This is a genomic window from Janthinobacterium lividum, from assembly GCF_011601275.1.
GTDB lineage: Bacteria > Pseudomonadota > Gammaproteobacteria > Burkholderiales > Burkholderiaceae_D > Janthinobacterium > Janthinobacterium lividum_E.
In genome coordinates, this window is sequence record NZ_JAAOLY010000006.1 from 249149 (window position 1) to 273613 (window position 24465).

General features: G+C 64.4%; 26 protein-coding genes. 13 read left to right on the plus strand and 13 right to left on the minus strand.

What is annotated here, in order from left to right; translation table 11 throughout:
• Positions 1-17: 17 nt before the first annotated feature.
• Together GYK42_RS11815 and GYK42_RS11820 are read left to right on the plus strand one after the other, a co-directional pair.
• A complete protein-coding gene (locus GYK42_RS11815; protein ID WP_166447661.1) occupies positions 18-857 on the plus strand; it encodes a PhzF family phenazine biosynthesis protein in 840 nt (279 codons plus the stop codon).
• Positions 858-1048: 191 nt separating this feature from the next.
• Positions 1049-3256 carry a S9 family peptidase gene (locus tag GYK42_RS11820; protein WP_166447662.1) on the plus strand — a complete coding sequence of 736 codons (2208 nt, stop codon included), beginning with the start codon at positions 1049-1051 and terminating at the stop codon, positions 3254-3256.
• A 69-nt stretch (positions 3257-3325) separates the two neighbouring features.
• Here the strand turns inward: GYK42_RS11820 and GYK42_RS11825 are convergent, their stop codons facing one another.
• From GYK42_RS11825 to GYK42_RS11835, 3 genes are all read right to left on the minus strand, one after another.
• The gene (locus GYK42_RS11825) at positions 3326-3511 is read right to left on the minus strand and encodes a CsbD family protein (protein WP_034759763.1); all 186 of its coding nucleotides are present in this window, start codon (positions 3509-3511) and stop codon (positions 3326-3328) included.
• Positions 3512-3686: 175 nt separating this feature from the next.
• Positions 3687-4331 (minus strand): class I SAM-dependent methyltransferase, encoded by a 645-nt coding sequence (locus GYK42_RS11830; protein ID WP_166447663.1) that lies wholly within the window; start codon positions 4329-4331, stop codon positions 3687-3689.
• A gap of 70 nt (positions 4332-4401) precedes the next feature.
• Positions 4402-6477: a M13 family metallopeptidase gene (locus GYK42_RS11835; protein WP_166447664.1), complete on the minus strand. Its 2076-nt coding sequence runs from the start codon at positions 6475-6477 to the stop codon at positions 4402-4404.
• Positions 6478-6615: 138 nt separating this feature from the next.
• On the opposite strand from GYK42_RS11835, the gene GYK42_RS11840 reads away from it, so the two are divergent.
• The 3 genes from GYK42_RS11840 to GYK42_RS11850 all read left to right on the plus strand — a co-directional run bounded on the left by GYK42_RS11840 (position 6616) and on the right by GYK42_RS11850 (position 8157).
• Entirely contained in the window at positions 6616-7443 is an 828-nt protein-coding gene (locus GYK42_RS11840; protein WP_166447665.1) for an HDOD domain-containing protein, read from the plus strand.
• Between the two features lie 224 nt (positions 7444-7667).
• A complete protein-coding gene (locus GYK42_RS11845; protein WP_240943561.1) occupies positions 7668-7919 on the plus strand; it encodes a flagellar protein FliT in 252 nt (83 codons plus the stop codon).
• 85 nt (positions 7920-8004) lie between these two features.
• Positions 8005-8157 (plus strand): hypothetical protein, encoded by a 153-nt coding sequence (locus GYK42_RS11850; RefSeq protein WP_161911801.1) that lies wholly within the window; start codon positions 8005-8007, stop codon positions 8155-8157.
• 155 nt (positions 8158-8312) lie between these two features.
• Here the strand turns inward: GYK42_RS11850 and GYK42_RS11855 are convergent, their stop codons facing one another.
• Positions 8313-9443 (minus strand): type IV pilus assembly protein FimV, encoded by a 1131-nt coding sequence (locus GYK42_RS11855; RefSeq protein WP_166447667.1) that lies wholly within the window; start codon positions 9441-9443, stop codon positions 8313-8315.
• Positions 9444-9615: 172 nt separating this feature from the next.
• Here GYK42_RS11855 and fumC point away from each other — a divergent pair, with 172 nt between their 5' ends.
• The 3 genes from fumC (at position 9616) to GYK42_RS11870 (ending at position 11717) form a co-directional block, all read left to right on the plus strand.
• Positions 9616-11010 carry a class II fumarate hydratase gene (gene fumC / locus GYK42_RS11860; protein ID WP_058051170.1) on the plus strand — a complete coding sequence of 465 codons (1395 nt, stop codon included), beginning with the start codon at positions 9616-9618 and terminating at the stop codon, positions 11008-11010.
• Positions 11011-11105: 95 nt separating this feature from the next.
• Entirely contained in the window at positions 11106-11327 is a 222-nt protein-coding gene (locus tag GYK42_RS11865; RefSeq protein ID WP_166447668.1) for an RNA-binding S4 domain-containing protein, read from the plus strand.
• A gap of 105 nt (positions 11328-11432) precedes the next feature.
• Positions 11433-11717: a hypothetical protein gene (locus GYK42_RS11870; RefSeq protein ID WP_034759786.1), complete on the plus strand. Its 285-nt coding sequence runs from the start codon at positions 11433-11435 to the stop codon at positions 11715-11717.
• A gap of 4 nt (positions 11718-11721) precedes the next feature.
• On the opposite strand, the gene bufB is transcribed toward GYK42_RS11870, so the two are convergent.
• The 8 genes from bufB to GYK42_RS11910 form a co-directional block, all read right to left on the minus strand.
• A complete protein-coding gene (bufB, locus tag GYK42_RS11875; protein ID WP_166447669.1) occupies positions 11722-13359 on the minus strand; it encodes an MNIO family bufferin maturase in 1638 nt (545 codons plus the stop codon).
• Positions 13360-13376: 17 nt separating this feature from the next.
• Complete coding sequence (locus GYK42_RS11880; protein WP_166447670.1) at positions 13377-13679, minus strand: BufA1 family periplasmic bufferin-type metallophore; 303 nt, start codon at positions 13677-13679, stop codon at positions 13377-13379.
• A 255-nt stretch (positions 13680-13934) separates the two neighbouring features.
• Positions 13935-14135: a YjfB family protein gene (locus GYK42_RS11885; protein WP_034781856.1), complete on the minus strand. Its 201-nt coding sequence runs from the start codon at positions 14133-14135 to the stop codon at positions 13935-13937.
• A 57-nt stretch (positions 14136-14192) separates the two neighbouring features.
• Positions 14193-14729: a molybdopterin-guanine dinucleotide biosynthesis protein B gene (mobB, locus tag GYK42_RS11890; RefSeq protein ID WP_166447671.1), complete on the minus strand. Its 537-nt coding sequence runs from the start codon at positions 14727-14729 to the stop codon at positions 14193-14195.
• Positions 14730-14812: 83 nt separating this feature from the next.
• Positions 14813-16285, minus strand: a complete 1473-nt coding sequence (locus tag GYK42_RS11895; protein WP_166447672.1) for an alkaline phosphatase family protein — start codon at positions 16283-16285, stop codon at positions 14813-14815.
• Positions 16286-16385: 100 nt separating this feature from the next.
• A complete protein-coding gene (locus GYK42_RS29565) occupies positions 16386-17060 on the minus strand; it encodes a general secretion pathway protein GspB (RefSeq protein WP_166447673.1) in 675 nt (224 codons plus the stop codon).
• Position 17061: 1 nt separating this feature from the next.
• On the minus strand, positions 17062-18705 hold the full coding sequence (locus tag GYK42_RS11905; protein WP_166447674.1) for an ExeA family protein: 1644 nt from the start codon (positions 18703-18705) through the stop codon (positions 17062-17064).
• A gap of 51 nt (positions 18706-18756) precedes the next feature.
• A complete protein-coding gene (locus tag GYK42_RS11910; protein ID WP_166447675.1) occupies positions 18757-19281 on the minus strand; it encodes a hypothetical protein in 525 nt (174 codons plus the stop codon).
• 413 nt (positions 19282-19694) lie between these two features.
• Here GYK42_RS11910 and GYK42_RS11915 point away from each other — a divergent pair, with 413 nt between their 5' ends.
• The gene (locus tag GYK42_RS11915) at positions 19695-19973 is read left to right on the plus strand and encodes a hypothetical protein (RefSeq protein WP_166447676.1); all 279 of its coding nucleotides are present in this window, start codon (positions 19695-19697) and stop codon (positions 19971-19973) included.
• 51 nt (positions 19974-20024) lie between these two features.
• Here the strand turns inward: GYK42_RS11915 and GYK42_RS11920 are convergent, their stop codons facing one another.
• Positions 20025-20312: a hypothetical protein gene (locus tag GYK42_RS11920; protein WP_230492017.1), complete on the minus strand. Its 288-nt coding sequence runs from the start codon at positions 20310-20312 to the stop codon at positions 20025-20027.
• 348 nt (positions 20313-20660) lie between these two features.
• Between GYK42_RS11920 and GYK42_RS11925 the strand changes: the two genes are divergently transcribed.
• From GYK42_RS11925 to GYK42_RS11940, 4 genes are read left to right on the plus strand one after another with little or no spacing between them, the layout of a single operon-like run.
• A complete protein-coding gene (locus GYK42_RS11925) occupies positions 20661-21533 on the plus strand; it encodes a BadF/BadG/BcrA/BcrD ATPase family protein (protein WP_166447677.1) in 873 nt (290 codons plus the stop codon).
• A 2-nt stretch (positions 21534-21535) separates the two neighbouring features.
• On the plus strand, positions 21536-22270 hold the full coding sequence (locus tag GYK42_RS11930) for a GntR family transcriptional regulator (protein ID WP_046685618.1): 735 nt from the start codon (positions 21536-21538) through the stop codon (positions 22268-22270).
• Positions 22267-23379 carry an N-acetylglucosamine-6-phosphate deacetylase gene (gene nagA / locus GYK42_RS11935; protein ID WP_166447678.1) on the plus strand — a complete coding sequence of 371 codons (1113 nt, stop codon included), beginning with the start codon at positions 22267-22269 and terminating at the stop codon, positions 23377-23379. Before GYK42_RS11930 ends, nagA begins: the two co-directional genes overlap by 4 nt.
• Positions 23369-24382: an SIS domain-containing protein gene (locus GYK42_RS11940; RefSeq protein ID WP_046685311.1), complete on the plus strand. Its 1014-nt coding sequence runs from the start codon at positions 23369-23371 to the stop codon at positions 24380-24382. The genes nagA and GYK42_RS11940 overlap by 11 nt, the downstream gene beginning before the upstream one ends.
• Positions 24383-24465: the final 83 nt, after the last annotated feature.

Below are 24465 nucleotides of genomic sequence, written 5' to 3' on the forward strand. Positions count from 1 at the left end.
CCAACAAGGAAGCCACCATGCCGCAACAACGCCCCTTCAGGCAAGTCGATGTCTTCAGCACGGTGCCCTTCTCGGGCAATCCGCTGGCCGTGGTGCTCGACGCCGACGGTCTCGATACCGCGCAGATGCAGGCGATTGCGCGCTGGACGGGCCTGTCGGAAACCACCTTCGTGCTGGCGCCGCGCGACCGGGCAGCCGACTACCGCGTGCGGATCTTTTCGCCCGAGATGGAATTCCCGTTCGCCGGCCATCCGACCCTGGGCACGGCGCACGCCCTGCTCGATGCGGGCATGCAGCCGAAAGGCGCACGCATCGTGCAGGAATGCGGCGTCGGCCTGGTGCAGATCGAGCGGCAGGCGGGCGGCGTGCTGGCGTTCCAGGCGCCGCCGTGCACCACGCACGCGCTCGAACCCACTCTGCTGCCGCTGCTGCAAACCGCGCTGGGCGGCACGCCCGCCGCTGCCGGCACCGTCGTCGAAATGGGCATACGCTGGCTGTGCGTGCCGCTGGCGAGCGCCGCCGACTGCCTGGCCGTGCATGCCGATATCGCCGCGCTGACGGCCTTGCTGGCCGCAGCCGGAGCGGACGGCCTGGCGCTGTATGGCCCGCACGCCGGGGGCAGGCCAGCCGATTACGAAGTGCGCGCGCTGCTCAGCGAGCATGGCGCGCTGGTGGAAGATCCCGTCACGGGCAGCGCCAACGCCTGCATCGCGCAGTTGCTGGCGGGCGGCGACTACACGGTGCGGCAGGGCACTTGTCTGCAGCGCGACGGCCGCGTGTCCATCAGCTTCCGCGATGGCCACGCCTGGATAGGCGGCGCGTGCCTGACCGTCATCGCAGGGTCGATATTAGCCTGAACTAGGTATAGCGCCATGGAATGGGTGGCTGTTAGATACTTTTGACGAAGGAAATGCGGCCAGAAACGTTTTATTCCGTGGCAGGAGCTATCGCATAAAGAGGCACGCTCTGGTATCGTCTTACGCTTAGGCAACGCTCAAGTTCGCCTATGCATGCAGTGCCCTTCACTCTTCCAACTACCGAGACATCCATGCGTTTTATTCTTTGTTTTCTGGCCGCGATGGCCAGCGTTCCCGCATCGGCTGAAAAGCTGACCCTGGAACGCATCCACGCCGATCCGGCGCTGGCCGGCCCCGGCGTGCGCAACCTGAAGGTCTCGCCCGATGGCGAGCGCGTCACGTTCCTGCGCGGCCGCGCCGACAACCAGTTCCAGCTCGACCTGTGGGAATTCAAGCTGAAGGACAAGAGCACGCACCGCCTGGTCGACTCGAAGGCGCTGGTGCCGAATGAAACGATTTCGCCCGAAGAGCAGGCGCGCCGCGAACGCGAGCGCACGGCCAGCCTGAACGGCATTCTCAGCTACAGCTGGTCGCCCGATGGCAAGCAGCTGCTGGTGCCGCTGGCCGGCAATCTGTACCTGGTCGACGCGGCCCACCCGGACAAGGCGCGCCTGGTCGCCAAGGGCAATGTGCTCGATCCGAAAATCTCGCCGAAAGGCCGCTACGTGTCCTTCGTGCGCGATCAAAACATCTATGTGATCGACCTGAAGTCGGGCCAGGAACGCCAGCTGACGACCGATGGCAAGGGCACGATCCGCAACGGCGAAGCCGAATTCGTGGCGCAGGAAGAAATGGGCCAGCGCACCGGCTACTACTGGGCGCCCGACGATTCCGCCATCGCCTATAAACGCTATGACGAAGCGCCCGTGCCCGTCGTGCGCCGCTTTGAAATCTTCGCCGACCGCACCGACGTCGTCGAGCAGCGCTACCCTGCCGCCGGCGACCCGAACGTGCTGGTGCAGCTGCTGATCGTCTCGCCGGAAACGGGCGCGCAGCGCCAGGTGGACCTGGGTGCGAACCCGGACATCTACCTGGTGCGCGCCGACTGGAGCGCGGACAGCAAGTCCCTGGTGTACCAGCGCCAATCGCGCGACCAGAAGACCCTCGACCTGGTCGCCGTCGATGCCGGTACTTTGGCGCAGCGCACCTTGCTGACGGAAACGTCAAAGACCTGGGTCAGCATTCATGACGACCTGCGCTTCCTGTCGAACGGCACCTTCCTGTGGTCGTCCGAGCGCACGGGCCGCAATCATCTGTATTTGTACGACATGAGTGGCAAGCTGCTGCACCCGGTCACTTCCGGCGAATGGGGCATCGACAGCGTGCTGGCCGTGAACCAGAAAACCGGTAAAGTGTTTGTCGCGTCGAACCGCGACGCCGTGATCGACAAGCAGACCTACGCCCTGGCGCTGGACGGCAGCACGGCCGACAAGCCGCAGCGCGTGACGAAAGCCGACGGCTGGCACGACACGACGTTCTCGCGCAATGGCGAAGTCTTCGTTGACACATATTCCGACCCTGCCACGCCGCCGCAAGTGAGCATCCGCCGCCCGGACGGCGCCATGGTGGGCTGGCTGGAAGAAAACGCGCTGAACGCCAGCCACCCGTATTTCAAGTACAAGGCGGACCACCTGCCGACCGAGTACGGCACACTGAAGGCCAACGATGGTCAGACCTTGCATTACTCGCTGGTGAAACCGTCGAACTTCGACGCGGGCAAACGCTATCCCGTCTACCTGTCGACGTATGGCGGCCCGCACTCGCAGCACGTGGCTCGCCGCTGGGGCAACAACTTCGACCAGTACATGGCGCAGCAGGGCTTTGTCGTCTTCCGCCTCGATAACCGCGGTTCGTCGCGCCGCGAGCGCGCGTTCACGGACGCCATCTATCACAACCTGGGCGCGGCCGAAGTGGCCGACCAGCTGGTGGGCATCGACTGGTTGGGCAAGCAAAGCTTCGTCGATGCCAAACGCATCGGCGTATTCGGCTGGAGCTACGGCGGTTTCATGACCCTGCGTTTGCTGTCGGCAGCATCGGACAAGATCGCCATGGGCGTCTCGGTGGCGCCCGTGACCGACTGGTCGCTGTACGACACCCACTACACGGAGCAATTCCTCGGCATGCCGAAGGAAAACGTGGAAGGCTACAAGGCCAGCACCGTGTTCGCCCACCTCGACGGCTTGAAGTCGCCGCTGCTGCTGGTGCACGGCATGGCCGACGACAACGTCTTGTTCAGCAACAGCACGCGCTTGATCGACGCGCTGGTGAACCGCGGCGTGCAGTTCGACCTGATGACTTACCCGGGCGCCAAACACGGCATCTCGTCGCGCGCAGGCCAGCGCCACGTGTACAAGAAAATCGAGATGTTCTTCAAGCAGAACCTGGGCGCAGCGAAGTAAAGCGCGCCCGCAAATAAAAACCGCCGCCTGTCTCGCGACAGGCGGCGGTTTTTATTTGCGTGCGTCAGATTACGGCTTGCGCGTGACGGTTTCCACCGCGTCTTTCACATCGCCAACCTTCTTCTGCACTTTGCCTTCGACCTGGTTTGCCAGGCCCTTGGCTTGCTGTTCTTCGCTGCCGACGACCTTGCCAGCGGCTTCCTGGATTTTACCGCCGACTTCCTTCAGTTTACCTTCGACTTGATCTTTGTTCATGATAAATCCTCACTGTAGTTGGTACATCTGTTGTCCTGCCCCGAAGGGCCGGTACTGCGGCTCACACGCTGTTGCAAACTGCTTGCTGCGTGTCGATGTATCCATACTACGCTTGAGGTTGCAAAAACTATGTACGGTCCCTAACACATGCCAAAAATCAGCTAATTACGCGCAATCAACCCGCTTTGCGCCATACCGTCGCCAGCCACGGCTGCTGCTCGCGCGGCAAGCCGGGGGGACGATAGTATTGCTCGACCAGGGTAAAACCGGCCGCCTGCACGTACGCGGCCCACCTCGCTTCGTCGTGGTAGCTGCCGTAGCGCGCGCCGTTCCAGCCCTCCTGGTTCTGCCCGCGCGGATTCGAGCTGAACAACACGCCGCCCGGCTTCAGACAGGCATACAAGGCGCGCAGCACGCCGGGCAGAACGGCGCTGGGCACGTGGAACAGCACGGCATTGGCGAACACGCCGTCGAAGTGGGCGGCGGGCAAATCGAGGTTGACGAAATCCTGCTGCCATACGCTGCAGCCGCTGTAGGCGCGCGCCATCTCGACGAAGCGGGGGCAGCCATCGACACCGGTGGCGTGGTGGCCCATGGCCGTGAACGCCTTCAGATCGCGGCCAGGGCCGCAACCGAGGTCGAGAATCGCCAAAGGCGCCGGCTTGCCGATGGCGTTCAGCAGCGCGCTGATGTTCTGGCTGACGTCGTGGTCGCGCGTGCCTTCGAAAAACTGCTCGGCGCTGGCGTCGTAATGGGCCAGGGTGCGCCCGGTGATGGCGTGGATGGGGTCTTGCTGATCTTGCGGTGGGGTCGGCTTCATGGCGGTCCTGTCGATATGTTCCGCCATTTTACGGTGCCGGCGCGCTGCGTGCCGGCACCGTCATCATCTGCTACCAGACGCGCACGCGCTGTTCCGGCGCCAGGTACAGCTGCTGCCCCGGCTTGACGTCGAAGGCCGGGTACCAGGCGTCGAGGTTGCGCACGGTGGCGGCGCGGTATTGCGCCGGCGCGTGGCCATCCGTGAGGATTTGCTGGCGCGCCGCCGCTTCGCGCGCCTTGCTGCGCCAGCTGACGCCGTAACCGATGAAGAAATCGCGGTCCACGCCCGGCTGCGCCGGCTTGCCCTGCTGCGACAGGGTGAACGCGTCATGCGCGGCCGCCACGCCAGCCAGGTCGGCCAGATTTTCACTCAGGGTCAGCTGGCCACTCACGGCCAGATCGGGAAATGGTTTGTAGGCCGCGAACTGCGCCACCAGTTGCTTGGAGGCGGCCTGGAAATGCGCCAGGTCGGCTGGCGTCCACCAGTCGCGCAGCTTGCCCTGGGCGTCGAACTGCGCGCCCTGGTCGTCAAAACTATGGCTGATCTCGTGGCCGATGGTGGCGCCGATGCCGCCATAGTTGGCCGCGTCGGACGCTGTAGGATCGAAGAACGGCGGCTGCAGGATGGCGGCCGGGAAATTCAGCGCATTTTGCAGCGGCAGGTTGACGGCATTGACCAGCTGCGCCGGCATGGCCCAGGCCTTGCGGTCGGGAGACTGGCCCAGCTTGGCCAGTTCCTGCTGGTAATGGAACTGCTCCGCCCGCTGCACATTGCCCAGCGCGTCGCCGCGCACGACGCGCAAGCCCGCATAATTTTCCCAGCGTTCCGGATAGCCGACACCCACGTACAGGGTCTTGAGTTTTTCCTGCGCCTGCGCTTTGGTGGCCGGCGCCATCCAGTCCAGCTTGTCGATGCGGCGCGAGAAGGCGGCGACGATATTCGTCACCATGTCTTGCACGCGGGCCTTCGACTCAGGCGGGAAATAGCGCTCCACGTACAGCTTGCCGACGGCGTCGCTCAAGGCCGCATTCGTCGCGGCCAGCGCGCGCTTGCTGCGGAGCGACTGCTGCGGCGTGCCGCTCAGGGCGCTGCCATAGAAAGCAAAGCGCAGGTCGGCGGCCGCCTTCGGCAAGGTAGTGCTGAAATGGTTGATCGCGTGGAAAGCCAGGAAATCCTTCCACGTGGCCAGCGGCACGCTAACCACCAGTGCGGCGCTGCCCGTCATGGCGGACGGATGCCAGACGATGAAATCCGTCTGCTTGCCGAGGCCGGCCGCCTGGAAGAAGGCTTTCCAGTCCAGCCCAGGCGCCTTGCTGGCGAAGTCGGCGGCGCGCCACGCGTTATTGCCCTTGGCGACATCGGCCGAATCCTCGCGGCTGGCGTGGCTGGCGGCAATTTGCTGCTCCAGCGCAAACACGCGCGCGGCGCGGGCCGGCGCATCGCTGTAGCCGGCCTGCTTGAGCATGGCGGCGATATGCCCCTGGTAGCCCGTGCGCAAGCCCTGCATGCGGGCGCTGTCGCTCTGGTAAAAGGCGCGGTCGGGCAAGCCCAGTCCGCCCTGCAGCAGATAGGCCACATTGCGCGTGGTGTCGTTCAAGTCTTGCGCCACCCATAGGCCGAACAGGTTTTCCGTATAAAAATTGGTGGCGTTGAGCGGATCGACATCGGCGCGCAGGCTCTCGCCCAGCGCGCGGGCCAGTCCAGCCTGGTCGCGTATGCCATCGATCTTCTTCAGCAGCGGCTTGATCGGCGTCCAGCCTTTCGCTTCGATAGCCGCTTCATCCATCCAGGAACGGTAAAAATCGCTGACCTGGCGCGCCGAGGCATCGGCCTGCGGCGCCGCCGCCAGGCCTTCGACGAGAGCAATGATGCGCTCGTTGGTGGCGTTGGCGAGGATGGCAAACGAGCCCCAGCTGCTGCGGTCGGCGGGAATCTCCGTATTACGCAGCCAGTCGCCATTCACGTAATCATAGAAATCGTCGCCAGGCAAGACCGTGGCGGCAGCGGGGACAGCAGGCACAGCGGCGGCCGCCGCTTGCTGGCCATGCGCCTGGACTGGCAAACCGGTCAGCGAGACGCCGGCCAGGGCGAGGACGATGGCAGCCTGGACTGGTGTCCGGGCCCAGGAAAAACGCAAACCGTGCATGGCGATCCTTTCGATGGAATAGTCAAAATCATAGCCTGTTTCCCATGAAAAGAGCGTCCCGCAATTTTTTTGCATGCACACAAAAAATCGGCATATAGTTTCACGACCCCATGCCGCGCGAACGCCAAGGAGATTGCCATGCAACTGGAAGCGCTGTTCCAGCAACCCCATGCCCTGCCTGCCGCCCCGAAGATCGTCGATGAACTGGTGCGCAGTTTCGACAACCCCGCCAGCTCCACCGAAGACATCGCGCGCCAGCTGGGAGCGGACCCGGCCTTGAGCGCCAAGCTGCTGCGGCTGGCCAACTCGGCCTATTACCACGTCTCGCGCAGCATCGGCACGGTGGAAGACGCCGTGCTGATGCTCGGCTTTGTAACCGTGCGCACGCTCGTCATCAGTTCGGGCCTGGTCAGCGGCTACAAGACCGTGCCCGGATTGAACCTGCCCCAGTTCTGGCGCTACAGCCTGCACAGCGCCGTGTCGGCCCGCTGGATCGCCAGACAGACGGGCGACAACCAGGACCTGGCGTTCACCATCGGCATGATGCATGCGATCGGACAACTGGTGATCCATGCCGCCATGCCCGAGCAAGCCATGCAGCTTGACAAGATCGCCCCGCCGCTTGACGCGCGCCGGCTCGACGCGGAGCGGGTATCGCTGGGCTATGACTTTGCGCAAGTGGGCGCCGAACTGGCGCGCCGGTGGAAGTTCCCTGCCGTCTTTGCCGACGCCATCGCCGCCTTTCCCGATCCGCTGGCCAAGGCGCCGTTGAACCGCCTGGCCGCCATCATCCACCTGGCCGCCTGGCGCGCCCGCATCGAAGAAAACGCGCTGAGCCATGAAGAAATCATCGCCTGCTACCCCGGCAACGTGGCCGAAGCGCTCGGTTTGCCGCCCTCGGTGCTGGTCGACAAGATGCCCCCGCCAGCCGAACTGAGCGCTGGACTGGAAGAACTCGTCAAATAAGTCCACCGCTGCCGGAATCGTCAACCCGGCATCCATGCGGCTTGGCGGGCGATTCCGGCAGCAGCTAAGCAATCATCTAAATTATTTTCACTTTTTTTTCAAAAACACCCTCAAGTTCCCCTAGGACCTGCCGTTAATCTGGACAAGCGGTAATCCATTCACTAGTTACGGGTGTGCTCATGACTTCCAACGACGTTCTTTCGATGTATGAAAATATTGCAGGAATGACCAATAAAATGGTCGTGGCCGCACGTTCGAATGATTGGGATGGCTTGGATACCCTGGAAAACCAGTGCGCCAGCGCCGCCAGCGCGACCATGACAGGCAAGGTGCCCGCCCTGGCCGGCGCCTCGCGCCTGCGCAAGATCGAATTGCTCAAGCAAATCCTGGCCAATGACCGCGAAATTCGCGCCATCACGGAACCATGGATGACGCAGCTGCCGAACGCCATGCAGGGTTCGCGCGCACGCATGTAAAGCTTGCCGCGCCAGAAACGACAAAAGCACCCGCGGGTGCTTTTTTTACGTCTGCCGCCATGCCCGGAAGCAAGGAGGCGGGAATGTGGAAGGCGAGCCCCAGGTATCTCCTGGCGTCGCCTCGCTGCCGGTTGCATCCGGCGTTCGCGAGCACATCGTCGGCATCGCGAACCGCTTCCAGACCCAGGCGTTTATGCAACGCTACACCTGGTTTGCCGCGCCACACTATCGTTGGTGACTGCGCCAGGCTGGGGCTGTTTTGTCGTAGAGCAAGTCCACTGAATTAATCATATCACCATCTTTAAGAAATAGGCAACGCGATTGGCCAGCGTTTCCATGTATTTTTTCAATATCTTTTTTTATATCAAATTTCGGCGCCGCCTTGCCATCTCTTTAACGCGAGAACGGCTCCGGTTCCGGCTCGGCCGCCCCTCCCTCTTCCACGGCCTCCGTCAGCACGGGCACATCCTTCTTCTTGCGGCCGAATGGTTTTCGCAGCAAGACCCAGTATTTCGACGGCGCGCCAGGACCCGTCGCCTGCCTGCGTTTGCGCACGACATACACGATGACTGCCGTCAACAGCAGGAAGAGCAAGGTGCCGATACCGAGCCACAACAGGCCGTTGCCGCCCGCCTTCTTGTCCTTGTCAGCGGCGGGCGCCGCGTGCAGAGGCTTGGGCTTGGCATGGGGCGCCTGCGCTTCGGCCGGCGCGGCGGCTGGCGCAATGGCGGCGGCAGCCGGCAGCGCCAGCGCCTTTTGCAAGGCGCCGATCTTGCCTTCCAATTCGCCGAGCTTTGCATTGAGGGCCGTGTTTTTCTCATCGAGCGCCACGCACGCTTGCGCCTGCTCCATATCAGCTTGCGGCGCACAGGCGGCCACGGGCGCCGTGGCGCGGTGCACCGGCGCCGGACGCAACACGGGAGCCGCCGGCGCGGGCGCGGCGGGCGGCGGCACGAACACGCGCGCCGGACGCACGAGGCCCTCGGCCCGCGCGCGGGCCGCCAGTGCGGCGGCGTCGGGCGACGGCGCCAAGGGGACAGGACGTGGTAACGGCAACGACGTTGGCACGGGCGTCTGAACGGCAGCCCGGACTGGCGCACTGACGGGAACGGCGGCGGGCGGCGCCGGTGTCAGCCACAAGGTAGCCAGGCGCACGACGGCGCCATTGCCATTGCCCAACAATAAGTACAAATGCACGTGACCCGCCTGGATCGCTTGCCGCGTAGCCACACGCACATACTGGCGTCCACCGCGCTCCAGCGGACTGATCGTCAAGGTTTGCAAGGCCTGGTCCATGCCGATGCCGCCGCCCCGGTACACATCGGGCGAAGCCAGGCGCACGGCCACGCCCTTAACTTCCTCGGGCGCCAGGGCCGTCAGTTCGATCTCGGCCAGCAGGGGCTGGCCCACATGCGACAGCACGGCCATCTCACCCAGTTCGGCCGCGCCCACCACAGGCGGCAAGGCCAGGCTGGCGGCGGCGCACGCGATCACGGACCAACGGGGAAAGATGCTGCTCTGCATGGACTGATCGCTTTGATAACAGGATAGATAATCGGGACTCGTCTGTCTTTAACGGCAGGAAATCGCAAAAATATAGATGGGCCAGGGCAAAAATGATGCAATACAGCATCATCCTGTGTCTTTTTGACGCCTGGAGTACACTCGATCCACCTCTATCGATGAAAGGGATGTCATGAGTAGCAGAATCGAACGCGACAGTTTCGGCCCGATCGACGTACCCGCCGACCGGCTGTGGGGAGCGCAAACGCAGCGCTCGCTTGAGCACTTCCATATCTCCACGGAAAAGATGCCGCCTGAACTGATCGCCGCCCTGGCCACCGTCAAGCGCGCGGCCGCCCACGTCAACCTGGACCTGGGCCTATTGGATGGCAAGAAAGCCGTGGCCATCACGCAGGCGGCCGACGAAGTACTGGCCGGCAAACACGACGCGGAATTCCCGCTGGCGGTCTGGCAGACGGGCTCTGGCACGCAAAGCAATATGAACATGAACGAAGTGCTGGCCAACCGCGGCTCCGAGCTGATCGGCGGCTTGCGCGGCGCCGAGCGCCTGCTGCACCCGAACGACGACGTCAACCTGGGCCAGTCCTCGAACGACATCTTTCCGACCGCAATCCACGTGGCGGCCGCCCTGGCCGTCGCCAACACGGTCTTGCCGCCGCTGCGCCAGCTGCGCGCCACCCTGGACGCGAAGGCGACGGAATTTGCCGACATCGTCAAGATCGGCCGCACCCATTTGCAGGATGCGACGCCGCTGACCCTGGGCCAGGAGTTTTCCGGCTACGTGGCGCAGCTGGACTTTGCCGAGCACATCATCACGGCATCGTTGCCGCCGCTGCTGCAGCTGGCCGCAGGCGGCACGGCCGTCGGCACGGGATTGAATGCCCACGTGGAATTTGCCGGCCGCATCGCGCAAGAACTGGCGCGCCTGACGGGCCAGCCGTTCGAAACGGCAAGCAACAAGTTTGCCGCGCTGGCCGCCCACGATGCCCTCGTCGCCGCCCATGGGGCGCTGAAAACCCTGGCCACGGCCCTGATGAAGATCGCCAACGACGTGCGCTGGATGGCGTCCGGCCCCCGCTCCGGCCTCGGTGAAATCACGATCCCCGAAAACGAGCCGGGCAGCTCCATCATGCCGGGCAAGGTCAACCCCACCCAGTGCGAAGCGCTGACCATGCTGTGCTGCCAGGTCTTCGGCAACGACGTGGCCATCACGGTGGGGGGCGCCTCGGGCAATTTCGAGCTGAACGTCTTCAAGCCTTTGATTGCACACAACTTCCTGCAAAGCGCGCGCCTGCTGGGCGACGGCATGCGCAGCTTCGACGAGCATTGCGCCCACGGCATCGCGCCGAACCGTGAGCGCATCGCCGAACTGATGGAGCGTTCCTTAATGCTGGTCACGGCGCTGGCGCCGCACATCGGCTACGACAAGGCGGCGCAAATCGCCAAGCAGGCCCAGCACGAAGGCACGACCTTGAAGGAAGCGGCGCTGGCCCTGGGCTTTGTAACGGAGGAGCAATTCAGCGCGTGGATCGTGCCTCTGGAGATGACGCGGCCCAACAAAAGCTGACTTCCACCCTGCATTGCTGGCGGCTTCAGGTAAACTACGAGTTAGTTGAGGTCGTCATCAAGTGTTGAAAACACATCATTGCAATAAGGGATACAATGCAAAAAGTAAGCTTTGATTTAACATCCGAGTTCGTCGAGCTGAACCAGCTGTTGAAGCTGGTCGGCCTGTGCGACAGCGGTGGCGCAGGCAAGGTCATGGTCGATAGCGGCGTGGTGAAGGTCGATGCCAAGAAGGAATTGCGCAAGACCGCCAAGATCCGCGCCGGCCAGGTCGTCAGCGTGGGCGATATCCGTATCACGGTCGTCGCTCCAGTGTGACCCCGGCATGGGGCGCGAAAGCAGCCCCATGCCAGCCGGGTGTCTGGATCAAGCTGCAACACGTCGTTATTGCCAGATGAATATCGATTGCAGAAGGGAAGCGCCATGGACCATCCCGAACAAGGTACGCGCAGCCAGGAACGCCTGATTGGCGACTTGCGCCAGGTAATAGAAAACGCGGAAGAATTGCTGCGTAACACAGACAAATACACCAGCAGTCTGTACCAGAGCGCGCGCGCCAGGCTGGAACTGGCCCTCGTCGCGGCCACGGCCGAGCTGGCCCGCTTTGAAGAAGAGCAAGTGACGCGCATGATGGACGCCACCCTGGCCGCGAATGCCCTGTACCGCGATCAGACGGGCGAAGCGCGCCTGCTGCGGGCCTTCGAATAAACAGTCACGCCGTCAACACCGCATGCGCCAGCCACTGGCGCAAGTGTGCGGCCAGGTCGAATGCCGGGTCCAGTTCGAACGCCGCATCGAGCGCGGCGCCAAACGCCTGTCCCTGCTGCAGCATTACCAAGGCTGCATGCGCAGCCGCATCCAGTATCAGCACCTGCGCTTTCCAGCGCGGCCGGCATACCAGCGCATAGCTGGCCACCTGCATATCCTGCGGAAACATTCCCTGCCCTTCACCATCCTGATGCGCCTGCCACAGGGGCGCCACTTGCCAGTTGGAGGCCAGCAAGACGCAAGCAGGATGCAAGGTAAAACAGCGCGCTTCCAGTTGATCGGGATGCAGGGCGGCCAGCGACTCGGCCGCCAGGCCCTGCGCATCGGCCGCGTAATGGGCCAGGTGCACGGCCCATTCCAGGCGCGCCATGTCCGGCAGATAAGGCAACTGCGTCACGGGCGGGAATATAGCGAGAAAATCGGCGAAACGCTCGCCAAACTGATTCAAATCGGCGCTATCTGACGGATACTGGCGGCCATACGCGCGCGCCAGGCCGCCAAAGAATGCCTCGCCCACCAGCGCCAGCACGACGGGGTAGGCGTGGCCCAGGGTACGGCGCCACGTGGCGCCCAAGTTGCCGCGGTATAGTGAAAAACGCTGCGCCACCGATTCTCCCGCGAACGATGGCAGGGGCACCACGGTATCGAGCAAGGCCGTGGCAAACGATTGCTGGCAGGCCGCCAGCGCAGCATGGGGCGCAGGCGGCGACACGGGTGGTGGCGGGGACGGCGGCGCTGCTGCCTGCCATGATGGCGTTTGCGGCGCATGGCGCGCCAGCATGGCCTGCGCCCTGTCCGCTTCGCCCAGCAGGATATCGAGCGGCGGCAAATCCGTGTCCCATTCGACCAGGGTGGGAATGGCGCCAAAGCGCAGCAAGGCGGCCGCATATAACTCCCAGACGGGCTCGGCAACGGTAGCGCCATGGTGGTCGATCACGGCGTGCGGCGTCAGCAAATGGCCACCCAGGTGCAGCTCGCCCACGCTGCCCGGCGCGATGGACTGCATGGCAAGCATGGCGTCCTCGCCGTGATTGCACTGGTTCACATACAGGTTGTTGATATCGAGCAGCAACCCACAGCCGCTGCGGCGCGCCAGCTCGGCCAGGAATTGTGCCTCGCTCATGGCATCGTCGGCAAAACGCAGGCAAGTGGAGACATTCTCCAGCAAGATCGGCCTTTTCAGCACATCCTGCACTCGCCCCACCCGCGCGCACAGTAAATCGAGGGCGGCGCCATTCAAGGCCAGCGGCAACAGATCGTTGAGTTGCTGCTGCGCCACCGCGCTCCAGCACAGGTGTTCCGACACGAGGACCGGCTCGATGCGCTCGACCACGGCGCGCACGCGCTGCAAATGGGCTTCCGAAAAGCCGCGCGCGGAACCCAGGCCCAGGCCTACTCCATGCAGGCTGATCGGGTAATCCTCGCGCAGGGTCCGCAGCACGTGACTATCCCAGCCCGACGGCTGCAGATAATTTTCAGTGTGCACTTCGAGCCAGCCGACCTTGGGCCGGCGCGTCAGGAAGTCGCGGTAATGCGCGGCGCGCAGGCCGACGCCGGCAAGGGCCTGGATGGGCGGCGGCATGGGCAGGCGGCGGACGCTTAGGGCTGGGTGGCCGGTTTGGCAGCCTTGCCGGCCTTGATGGGTTTGACGGAACCGCCCGCCTGTTCGCACGTGCCCTTGGCAACATAGGTCCATTCCGTGGGCAGCTTGTCCGCCTCGGCCTGGCCAGCGCAGGAATGCGCGCCATCGGACGAGGCGCAATCGTTCTGCCCCGCCTTGGCCACGCCATAGCATTTTTCCTTGTCACCGGGAGCGGGGCCATCATGCGCGGCCGCGTTGATGGTGGTGCCGGCACAGATGCCAGCGAGGGCGGCGGCGATGAGAGCTTGACGTTTATTCATGTGGATTCCTCTTGCTTGGGTCAAAGTAATCGTAAATCACGGCACGGCACGGGCTGCACGATGAGCAACGCGAGACGATGGACGTCATTCTACTGAATCGGCCGTGTCATGGCGAACCATGTTCAATCAGTCAAGCTGGCAGTGATGGGAAGGAAGGCGGAAGGAAGACAGACAAAAACGCCCACGCGCCACCGCCGATGACGGTAGTGTGGGCATCGATATAGCGGGCGCCAGGCTGGCGCCGCGGGACTGCGCTCAGGCTGTCGTATTGATGCGGTTACCGAGGTGAGCAGGCAGGCTTGGCGCCGACTGTACCGGTGGCAACGCTGCCAGCAAGGCAGTGGCAGTCGAGCTTTGGATATCCTGGGCTTTTTTCAGGACAGTCAAGCCGACGGCTTGCCGCGTGCCTGTCTCCGCCATCGTGGTTGACAGTTGAGCAATGCTTCCGACGTCCATACGTTTCTCCAATGAGGTTCTACCCTTGTTAACGGATGCCGCCGGCAAACCTTTAGCTTATTTTTCCAGCTTATTTTCCATCTGCAGCAGCAACCAGGCCAGCAAGTGCTCGCGCGCATTCAAGTCCAGCCATTGCACGCCCTCGCGCAGGTCGGCCGGCGCCGGGCTGTCGGAGGCGACGGCGATCACATGCGGGTCATGCGGATACAGGGGCGCCTGCCCCACTTCCGGGCGGAACACTTCCAGCTTGGGGATGGGGTCCGTCTTGAAACCTTCAACCAGGGTCAGGTCTGCCGGCCCCATGCGGGCCAATTGCTGCGCCAGGCTCGGCTCGGGCGCGCCACGCAGCTCATGCACGATGGCAAAACGATACGGCGACGCCACCAGCACTTCCGCCGCCCCGGCCATGCGCAGGCGGGCACTGTCCTTTTGCGGCGGTTCCAGCGCCAGGTCATGGTGGCTGTGCTTGACCAGGTTGACGCGCAAGCCGCGCGCCGCCAGTTCCTTCACCACAAATTCCAGCAGGGTCGTCTTGCCGCTACCGGAACGGCCGATCACACCGAGTACAGGGTGTGCGGGCATCGCATCGTGCATGGTCACTCCTTGATTGAGAAGGAATGATTATACGCAGCCATACGGACGCGACCGCCGGCGCATCGTCCAGCGCCTCACCCAAGTCAAGCGCCCGTGGATTTCCCGCCATCCCTGGCGCCGGCGGGCGCCGGCTTGCCGCCCTGCCGCCGGCGCCTGCCCGCCGGCTTCGGCGCTGCCGCGCCCGCCGTTTTGCCCGCCGTTTTACTATTCGCCGCTTGCGCATTCCTGGCCGTGCGCGACAATTGCCGGTGGGCGGCGATCGCGCCCGCCTCGGCATCGGACTGGAACGGTACGGCGGCAACGGCGGCCACCTCGCCATCAGGCTGGCAAGCGGGCGCCAGCGGAGTAAAATCCCGCGCCCGCACATCCGCCTCCCATGCGGCGCGCTGCGCCAGCACAGCAGCGGGCACGGCAGGCGCCGCGCGCGCTTGCGCCAGGGTCAGCACGGCGCCCAGGCCGCTGGCGGCCGCCACGCGCGCGCCCATCTGGGGCAAGGCGCCATCGGCGGCGCGGCAAAAGCGCTGCAGGATGGTTTTGATGATCGACGTGTGGTCGACCACCACGTGGCTGACGCTGCCTGGCGCAATCAGCGGCGACACGAGCAGCATGGGCACGCGCACGCCGTACTGGCGAAACGCGGGGTCGTCGTCGATGGCGGGGCCAGGCGGTACATGGTCGAAAAAGCCACCGTGCTCGTCATAACTGAGGATCAGCAAGGTGCGTGCCCAGGCCGGTCCGCGCGACAGGGCCTGATAGACCTGCGCCACCAGCGCCTGGCCGGCGCGGATATCGGCCGGCGGGTGGTCGTCATTCTCAAAAAAATGCGGATCGATCCAGCTGACCGAGGGCAAGGCGCCCGCCAGCGCATCGCCGATGAAACCATAGCGGCGCGCACTGGAGCCGAACGGTTCGTACAGCTCGGATGAACGATAATGGTCGTCCGTCAGCGCCAGGCTCCAGGGCTTCCAGGCAGAATAAAATTTCCAACTGACTTGGGCGCGGTCCAAGTGGCGCACGAAGGATTTGTTCGTATACAGGGGCACGCGCTTGCTGTCTCGGCTGCCGGCCGCCTTGCCGCTGACCGCATACAGGCGGTTGGGCCAGGTGGCGCCCGGAACGGAGCTGTAGCAGCGGTCGCAGACGCAAAACTGCTGCGCCAGGAAATCGTACATGGGCAAGTCGGATGCATTGTAATAACCCATCACCAGATCGATGTCGGAGTCACCTGGATGCGTTTGCGCATAGTCGTCGACAAAGCCGCCATTATTGTTTTGCAATTGCTGCGCCACCGACATGCCCGTATGCGACGGGTCTTGCTGTGGGCCAAAGGCCGTGCGCCGCAAATGATGCACGGGATAGCTCACGCCCGCATGCACGTTCGCATGGCTGGCCTGCAAGCCATCGATGTCGGTGCGCCCGCCTTCCAGGCTCAGGTAGCCGAGCATGTGATCAAATGAACGGTTTTCCATCATCAGCACGACGATATGGTCGATGCGCGCCAGGTTTCCCAAGCCATGCACATCAAGGACACCCTCACCAGCTGCGGCAGCAATCATCAGAACTCCCCGGCCGCGCACACGGTCGCAGCGACCCTGGTTCGACCAGGCCAGGCCAGTATGGTTCAGCTATGGCGGCCCGGCCTTGATGCGCAACAACTCAATACGGCACGCGGTAGCGATAGCCCTTGAAACTGAAGATGGCCGCCTTCGGCTGCAACTTTTCCAGCACCAGGCCGGGCGCCAGTTCCTCGCCTTCGTGGCGCAGGACCTTGTCGATCAGCAGCAAGCGGTCGGCCGGATTCTTCGAATAGATATAGCCGCCGATGGCGACGGGGGGAATTTGACGCTGTATCGGCTCGGGCAAGTCGCGCATGCCGGGCACGGTCTCTTCGGCTGCGGCCGCCGGCGCGGGTACGGGCACGGCCGGCGCCGGAGCGGGGATTGGCGACTCCTGCCTGGGTTCCGGCACGGGCCTGGCATGGTGCACGGGCGCGGCGATGGCCGCCGGCGGCACGGCCACGGCCACAGGCGCCGGCACAGGAACTGCTGGCGGGACGACTACCTGCACAGGCGCGGGCGCGGGCATGGCCTGGGCCGGCACGGCAGGAGCGGCCGCAGGCGCAGTAGCTGCCGCCTGCCAAGGCTGCCACAGCAGCAGTGCGGCAGCCACGGCCACCGCCACGCCGCCCAGCGCCAGCCAGACGGGAGTGCGCCGCGCCGCGCCGGACGCTGCGCCATCGTGCAGTTGCACTTGCGGTGCGTGGATCGACGGCAACTCACCCAGTTGGCGCTCGGCTTGCGATTTTTTCAGTGCTTCAAGTATGTAGGACATCTTATTTCCCCGCCACCATCGCCGTCGCAGCGGGCGCTGCCACGACAGGAGCCGCGCTGCTCAGGCGCGGCTCCGCGTTATCGCCCAGCTGCATCAGGCGTATGTACGTTTTCGGGCCCGCCAGACCATCGGCCCGCAGCTTCTGGCTTAGCTGGAACGCGCGCAACTGGCCTTGCATCTCGGCATCGAGCGGCAGATTGGCGACCGGCGCCGGCAAACCCCGCTGTTGCGCCAGACGCTGCGCCAGCCAGTCCACGTCGGCGCCGCGCGCGCCCAGCGGCACTTCGTCGCGCCAGCTGCGCGGAGCGCGCCAGAAGGTCGTGAAACTGCCATCGCTGCGCTGCGCCAGCTGGGCCAACGGCAGGCTTTGCTGTTTTCCATCGAGCATCAAGGTAGCGCTCTCGTCCTGCACGCGCGTCAGCAGCGCCAGCTGTTCCGTACCATCCGCATCGCGCAAGGCCAGCATGGCGGGACGGTCCAGCACGCGCAGCTCGGCGATGCCGCCCCGGCTGTGCAGGCAGCGCAGGCCGGCGCGGGCGCCCGCCTGACAAGCATCGCCGGCCGGCAACTGCTCGCCCCACAGGCTGGCCAGCTGGCGCAGCACGGCGTTGCGGTCCGGCACCTTGGCGGGCGCGGGCGTGGATGCGGATGCGGCGGCAGCCGCCACGGCGGAGGCGGAGGCCGGCACAGAGGCGGCCACGGCAGGTACAGCGGGCACAGCGGACGGGCGCGGCATGAAATGCCAGGCCAGCGCGGCCGTGACGACGGCGCCGGCCAAGACGCCGCCCGCCACATGGGGCCAGCGCAGGCCCCGTCCAGTAGCCGGCTTGCCCTCTTCCGCAAACACTTCCTCGGCGGCACGGCGCAATATCTGGCGCGTCACCTGCGGCTGGTTTTCCACGTAGGCGCCCAGCAGCGCGCGGTCGCACAGCAGGTTGATGCGGCGCGGCACTCCCTTGCTCAAGCCATGGATTTGCGCCATCAGGCGAGGCGCGAACGGCGTCTGCGCCGTGCTGCCCGCCACGGCCAGGCGGTGGCGGATGTAGCTGGCCGTCTCGTCCGCCGTCAGCGACCCCAGATGATAGCGGGCGATCACGCGCTGCGCCAGCTGCTCGAGTTCCGGCCGAGCCAGCATGGCGCGCAATTCCGGCTGGCCGATGAGGATGATCTGCAGCAACTTGCGCTCGCTCGTTTCCAGGTTCGTCAGCAAGCGCAACTGTTCCAGCACGGCGGCGGACAGGTTTTGCGCTTCGTCGATGATCAGCACATTGTTCTTGCCCTGCGCATGGCTGGCCAGCAGGTGCGCATTGATGGCGTCGACATAGCCTTTCACGCTGGCCACGCCGGGCGCCAGGGCGATGCGGAATTCCTCGCAGATCGACAGCAGCAATTCCTCGACGGACAGTTTCGGATTGAAGATGTAGGCCAGCTGGCAATTTTCCGGAATCTGTTCCATGAAGCAGCGGCACACGGTGGTCTTGCCGGCGCCGATTTCTCCCGTCAGCAGCACAAAGCCGCCGCCGCTGCCCACGCCATACAGCAGGTGCGCCAGCGCTTCGCGGTGGCGTTCGCTCATGAACAGGTAGCGCGGATCGGGGGCGATCGAAAACGGCGATTGCTTGAGCTGGAAATAATGCGTGTACATGGAGACCCTGCGGATGAAACGATCAAAATGCGCGGCGGCAAGCCGATACCCTCACCGGGTGCGGGCGGGCGGCAACGGCTTGTATTTGGCGCAATAGACTTTCGCCTTGCTGCGGAAGTAGACGATTTTACTGCCAGGCACGGAACCACGGACAGGAAAAGCGGAATTGTCGAGTTTATTGAAGCGCAGGCCCGAGACGCCACGAATGGCCGGCTCCAGCTTTTCCGGTGTCGAGTCCGCCACCACGCCCATGAAGACGAGGGGGCTGGTATCGTCGCTGACGATCACGTCGCTAATCGGCGCGCCCCACAAGGTGGCGTCCGTGCGGAACCAGTACGCGCCCCCTTCATGTTTGTAGGCGGGGCCGAAGGCCGTCAGCAGATACGCATAAAAAGCCTTGTTGTCGATCTGGTCGATGCACAGCACGGCATTGCCCACCACTTGCCCGAACGTGGACGGCGGCGGTTTTTGCTGCGCCAGCACGCCGGACACGGGCACGCCGCAGGCCAGCAGGGCGAACGCCGCCAGCAGGGCCGGCGCACGCCACGAGCACATCGATGAACGGCGCATGCGCATGATCAGCGCTTGCGCTCTTCTTTCTTGACCTTCTTGGCTTCCTTCTTTTCCTTCATGGTCTTGGCCGGTTCCTTCTTGGCTTCCTTCTTGCTGTCCTGTGCCTTGCTCATCATCTACTCCATGCATGGGCGGAAATGCCTGGGCCATTATGACACTCCCCCATGAAAATGCCACGTCATTTCCCCCATGCAATAGATCCCGCCCGGCAAGCACAGGCAGCGCATGCGCTTATTTGCAAAAAGACGTTTGCATTTTCATTCTATTATGTTTTAATACACGGACTTTATAAATAGATATCATTTCGGTGTGGCGCGACCAGCACTGAAACAAGCATACAAACTGGGGACAGGACATGGCCGGCATACGGCTGACCATGTGTAATCGACTTGCAGCCCTCGGCGGAAATAGACAACATGATGAGAAGAATGATCTTGCTGGGCGCGGCCCTGTCGTTCTGGGCCGTTGGCAACACTTATGCGGCGGATACACAGCCGATGCAGGCGGCAACCTACCAGGCGGCGCCGGCCACCCCAGCCACGCGGCTGGCCAGTTTCCAGTCGCAGGACGCCAACCGGCGCGCTCCTGGTTCGCATGAACCGGGCACGCATTCGCTGCTGCTGGTCGCTGTCATGCTGCTGAGCCTGCGCATGCGCACCAGCACCACCACCAGCAGCGAAAAATTCAGCACCTGACGTGAAAACGGCCGCGCAAGGCGGCCGTTCCAGTCACACGTCAGCGCACGATCAGTGCAGGCACAGACGGCGGCGCGTCTTTTCGATCAGCGCCGCATCGTAGGGATACAGGTTCTCGATAAAGAACAATTCCGTTTCCGCCTCATCTTCCAGGCACATTTCGATCATGACCGGGCCATCGCTTTCGCGGCCCAGGAAATCCTTCGGCCAGCGGTTCTTGCGGTGCGTGCGCATCATTTCCATGCCCAGCGCGGCCAGCGGCGCCGACACACCGGCGGCCAGCGCCTCTTGCTGCCAGTCGTCCCAGTACTCGCTCTTTGCTGCCTTGTCGCTCATCATGCTCTTCCAACTCAGGTGTAAAAAGCGGACTTTACTCTTCATGGCGCCCCTTGCCAAGCATGCATACAAGCAATAGCGCACGCCCGACCACAGACCAGTTGGAAAAAATTGGCATTAAACAAGGCCAATTTCAATACCATTCGGCATCCATAAAAAATCCTTCATTAACAATGACTTGCAATCAATCCGTCGGGCATGGCGGGACGCCGCGCAACGCATTTATTAATACCACTTAAATACCTGTTGACAAGCCATCTGGGCGACAATATAGTGCCTTCAGCTTTTTCGCCGCCCGACAAATAAAAGAACCAAGACAGGCGCACTCAACCAAACGCGGGACTGCATAACATGATCGAATACATAATCGGCGTCGACGGCGGGGGAAGCGGTACCCGCGTACGCCTGGCGCGCCTCGACGGCCAGGAACTGGCGCAGGGACAAAGCGGCCCTTCCGGCCTGGGACTGGGCATCGAACGGGCCTGGACCTCCGTGGCGCAGGCCGTCACCCTGGCTTTCCGCGCGGCCGGCCTGGAACAGCCATCCTTGCAGCGCATGGCCATCGGCCTGGGCCTGGCCGGCGTGCACAACAAGCAGTGGGCCGTCAGCTTCGTCGAACACAATCCCGGCTATGCCTTTGTGGCACTCGAATCGGATGCCCTGACCACCCTGCTGGGCGCGCATGCGGGCCAGCCGGGCGCCATTGTTGCCATCGGCACGGGCAGCGTGGGCGAAGTGCTGCACGCGGACGGCAGCCGCCATGAGGTGGGCGGCTGGGGCTTCCCTTCCGGCGACGAGGCCGGCGGCGCCTGGATCGGCATGCGCGCCATCAACCATGCGCAGCAAGTAGTCGACGGTCGCGTGCCCGGCAGCGCCTTCGCCACGGCCGTCATCGACGCCTGCGGCGGCCAGCGCGACGCCATGCAGGTGTGGCTGGCGGCCGCCAGCCAGACCAATTTCGCGCAACTGGCGCGCCTGGTGCTCGAACACGCGGCCAGCAATGCCGTGGCGCGCACTATCCTGGTCGATGCGGGCCGGCAGATCGCGCTGATCGCCAGGGCGCTCGACCCGGCCGGCGCCTTGCCCGTGGCCCTGTGCGGCGGCCTGGCGGCCCCCTTGTCGGGCTACCTGCCGGCGGAACTGTTGCAACTGGTCGTGCCGGCACAGGGCGACTCGGCCGCAGGCGGTCTGCGCCTGATACGCAAGCACTTGCAGGAGCAATGACCATGCTGGCCAAACTGTCCACCTTCAAACCCAATCCGGCCAGCGACACGCCGCTCTACATGCAGCTGGCGAACATGCTGTCGGACGGCATCGCCAGCGGCGACTGGCGCGCCAACCAGGCCCTGCCGTCCGAACGCGTGCTGTCGGACATCCTGGAAATCTCGCGTGTCACGGCGCGCAAGGCCATCGACATGCTGTGCGACCGGGGCATGCTGACGCGCAAGCGCGGCTCGGGCACCTACATCACGCCCAAGCTGGAACAGCCGCTGTCGCGCCTGACGAGTTTTTCGGAAGAATTGCGCCAACGGGGCTTTACGGCCGGCTCGCGCTGGCTGCAGCGCGACATCGGCTCGGCCGCGCCGCTGGAACTGCTGTCGCTGGGCCTGTCGCCGCACATGCCGGTGGCGCGCTTGCGCCGCTTGCGCACGGCCGATGAAGTGGTGATGGCGATCGAAACGACCACCATCCCCGCCCTGTACATGCCGGACCCGCAGCAGGTGACCGATTCGCTGTACGGCTACCTGGAGTCGCGCGGCACCATCCCGATGCGCGCGCTGCAGCATATCCGCGCCGTCAACGCCACGGCGGAACAGGCCAAGCTGGCCAATATCAAGACGGGTGAAGCCATGCTGCACATCACCCGTGTCAGTTATCTCGACAACGGCGCAGCGGTGGAACTGACCCACTCGTATTGCCGCAGTGATTATTATGAATTCGTAGCGGAGTCGCGCAGATGAGCAGCACTATCAAAGGCAATATCCTTACCCCCGGCGGCTGGATCCACGGCGCCATCGCCTTCGGCGAGCGGGTCGACAGCATCACGGGCGATTCCCTTCACCCGTCGAACAACAGCGACGACTATATTCTGCCCGGCTTTATCGACCTGCACGTGCATGGCGGCGCCGGCAAGGACATCATGGAAGGCGGCGAAGCCGTCTACACCATCGCGGCCATCCACGCGCGCCACGGCACCACCAGCCTGCTGGCCACCACCATGACGGCGCCGCCGGAAGACATCGACATGGCTCTGACGGCCATCGGCATCGCCGCCAACCACCGCCGCCCGAACACGGCGCGCGTGCTGGGCGCCCACCTGGAAGGCCCGTACATCAATTCGGGCAAGCTCGGTGCGCAGCCGAACTTCGCGCGCGCCGCCACCCTGGCTGAAATCGAGCGCCTGCAAACGCTGGCCAAGCTGCGCGTCATCACCGTGGCGCCGGAAATCGCCGGTCACCTGGACCTGGTGCGCGCCCTGGCCGACGCCGGCGTGCGCGTGCAGATCGGCCACACGCTCGGTTCGTACGAAGACGGCGTGGCCGCGCTGGAGCACGGCGCCATGGGTTTCACGCACCTGTTCAACGCCATGAGCGGCCTGCACCACCGCGAGCCGGGCATGGTCGGCGCCGCCCTGGCGCACGCCGAATACGCGGAACTGATCCCCGACCTGCTGCACGTGCATCCGGGCGCCATCAAGGTGGCCCTGCGCGCCATCCCGCGCCTGTACTGCGTTACCGATTCGACGGCCGCCACCGGCATGCCGGACGGCGAATACATGCTGGGCCGCCACGCCGTGCAGAAATGCATGGGCGGCGTGCGCCTGCCCGACGGCACACTGGCGGGCAGCACCCTGACCCTGGACCAGGCGCTGCGCAACCTGGTGGGACTGGGACTGGACCTGGCCGACGCGTCCAAGCGCGTGTCGACCAATGCCGCCGATTACCTGGGCCTGGAAGAACGCGGCCGGCTGGCCCCCGGCACTTACGCCGATCTGGTGGTACTCGATCGCGATCTCAAACTCAAAGCTGTGTATATAGAAGGAGAAATCTGTGACCTCAATGATGCTTAAAGAAGCCATTTCCGCCGCCGAATGCGTCGCCCTGCAACTGGCCAGCGACACGGAACGCTACGCGGAACTGGGCCGCAAATTGAGGAGCACCTCGTTCTCGACCGCGCTGACCATCGCGCGCGGCAGCTCCGACCACGCCTGCAATTACGTCGCCTACCTGATCATGGCGCGCCTGGGCCGTGTCGTGGCCTCGCTGCCGATGTCGCTGGTCACCCTGAACAAATCGCCGCTGGTGACGCGCGACACCCTGGCCATCTCGATCTCGCAATCGGGCCAGAGCCCGGACGTGGTCGAGCCGATCCGCTATTTCCGCGACGGCGGCGCCACCACCGTGGCCCTCGTCAACGACATCGATTCGCCGCTGGCGCACGCCGCCGAATGGGCCATGCCCCTGCGCGCCGGCAAGGAACAAAGCGTCGCCGCCACGAAAAGCTTCATCACCAGCCTCGTCGCCGGTGCGCGCATGGTGGCCCAGTGGCAGAACGACCCCGAACTGCTGGGCGGCCTGGAAGCGCTGCCGGAGGCGCTGCTCGAAGCGACACGCGTCGACTGGTCGCCGGCCATCGACGTGCTGGCCCCGGCCCGCAACATCATGGTCGTCGGGCGCGGCATCAGCTTCCCCGTGGCGCTGGAGTCGGCCTTGAAATTCAAGGAAACCTCGGCCCTGCAGGCGGAAGCGTTCAGCGGCGCCGAAATCAAGCACGGCCCGATGGCCCTCATCGAAGACGGCTACCCGCTGCTGATTTTTGCCACCCGCGGCCCGACCCAGGCCGGCCTGCTGCAACTGGCCAGCGAAATGCGCGGCCGCGGCGCCAAGGTCTTGCTGGCGGCCCCCGCCGACGTGGCCGAGCGCGACCTGACCCTGCCCGTGGCGGCCACGCCGGACCTCGATCCGATCGTCGCCATCCAGTCCTTCTACGTGATGGCGGCCAAGCTGTCGGCCGCGCGCGGCATGGACCCGGATGCGCCGCGTCACTTGAGCAAGGTAACAAAAACAAACTAAGCACTCCCCGGCAGCTGCGCCCCCGGCACGGGGCGCGGCTGCCGGCAGAAGCACCCGAATATAAGCGACGGCAAGGGCATGTA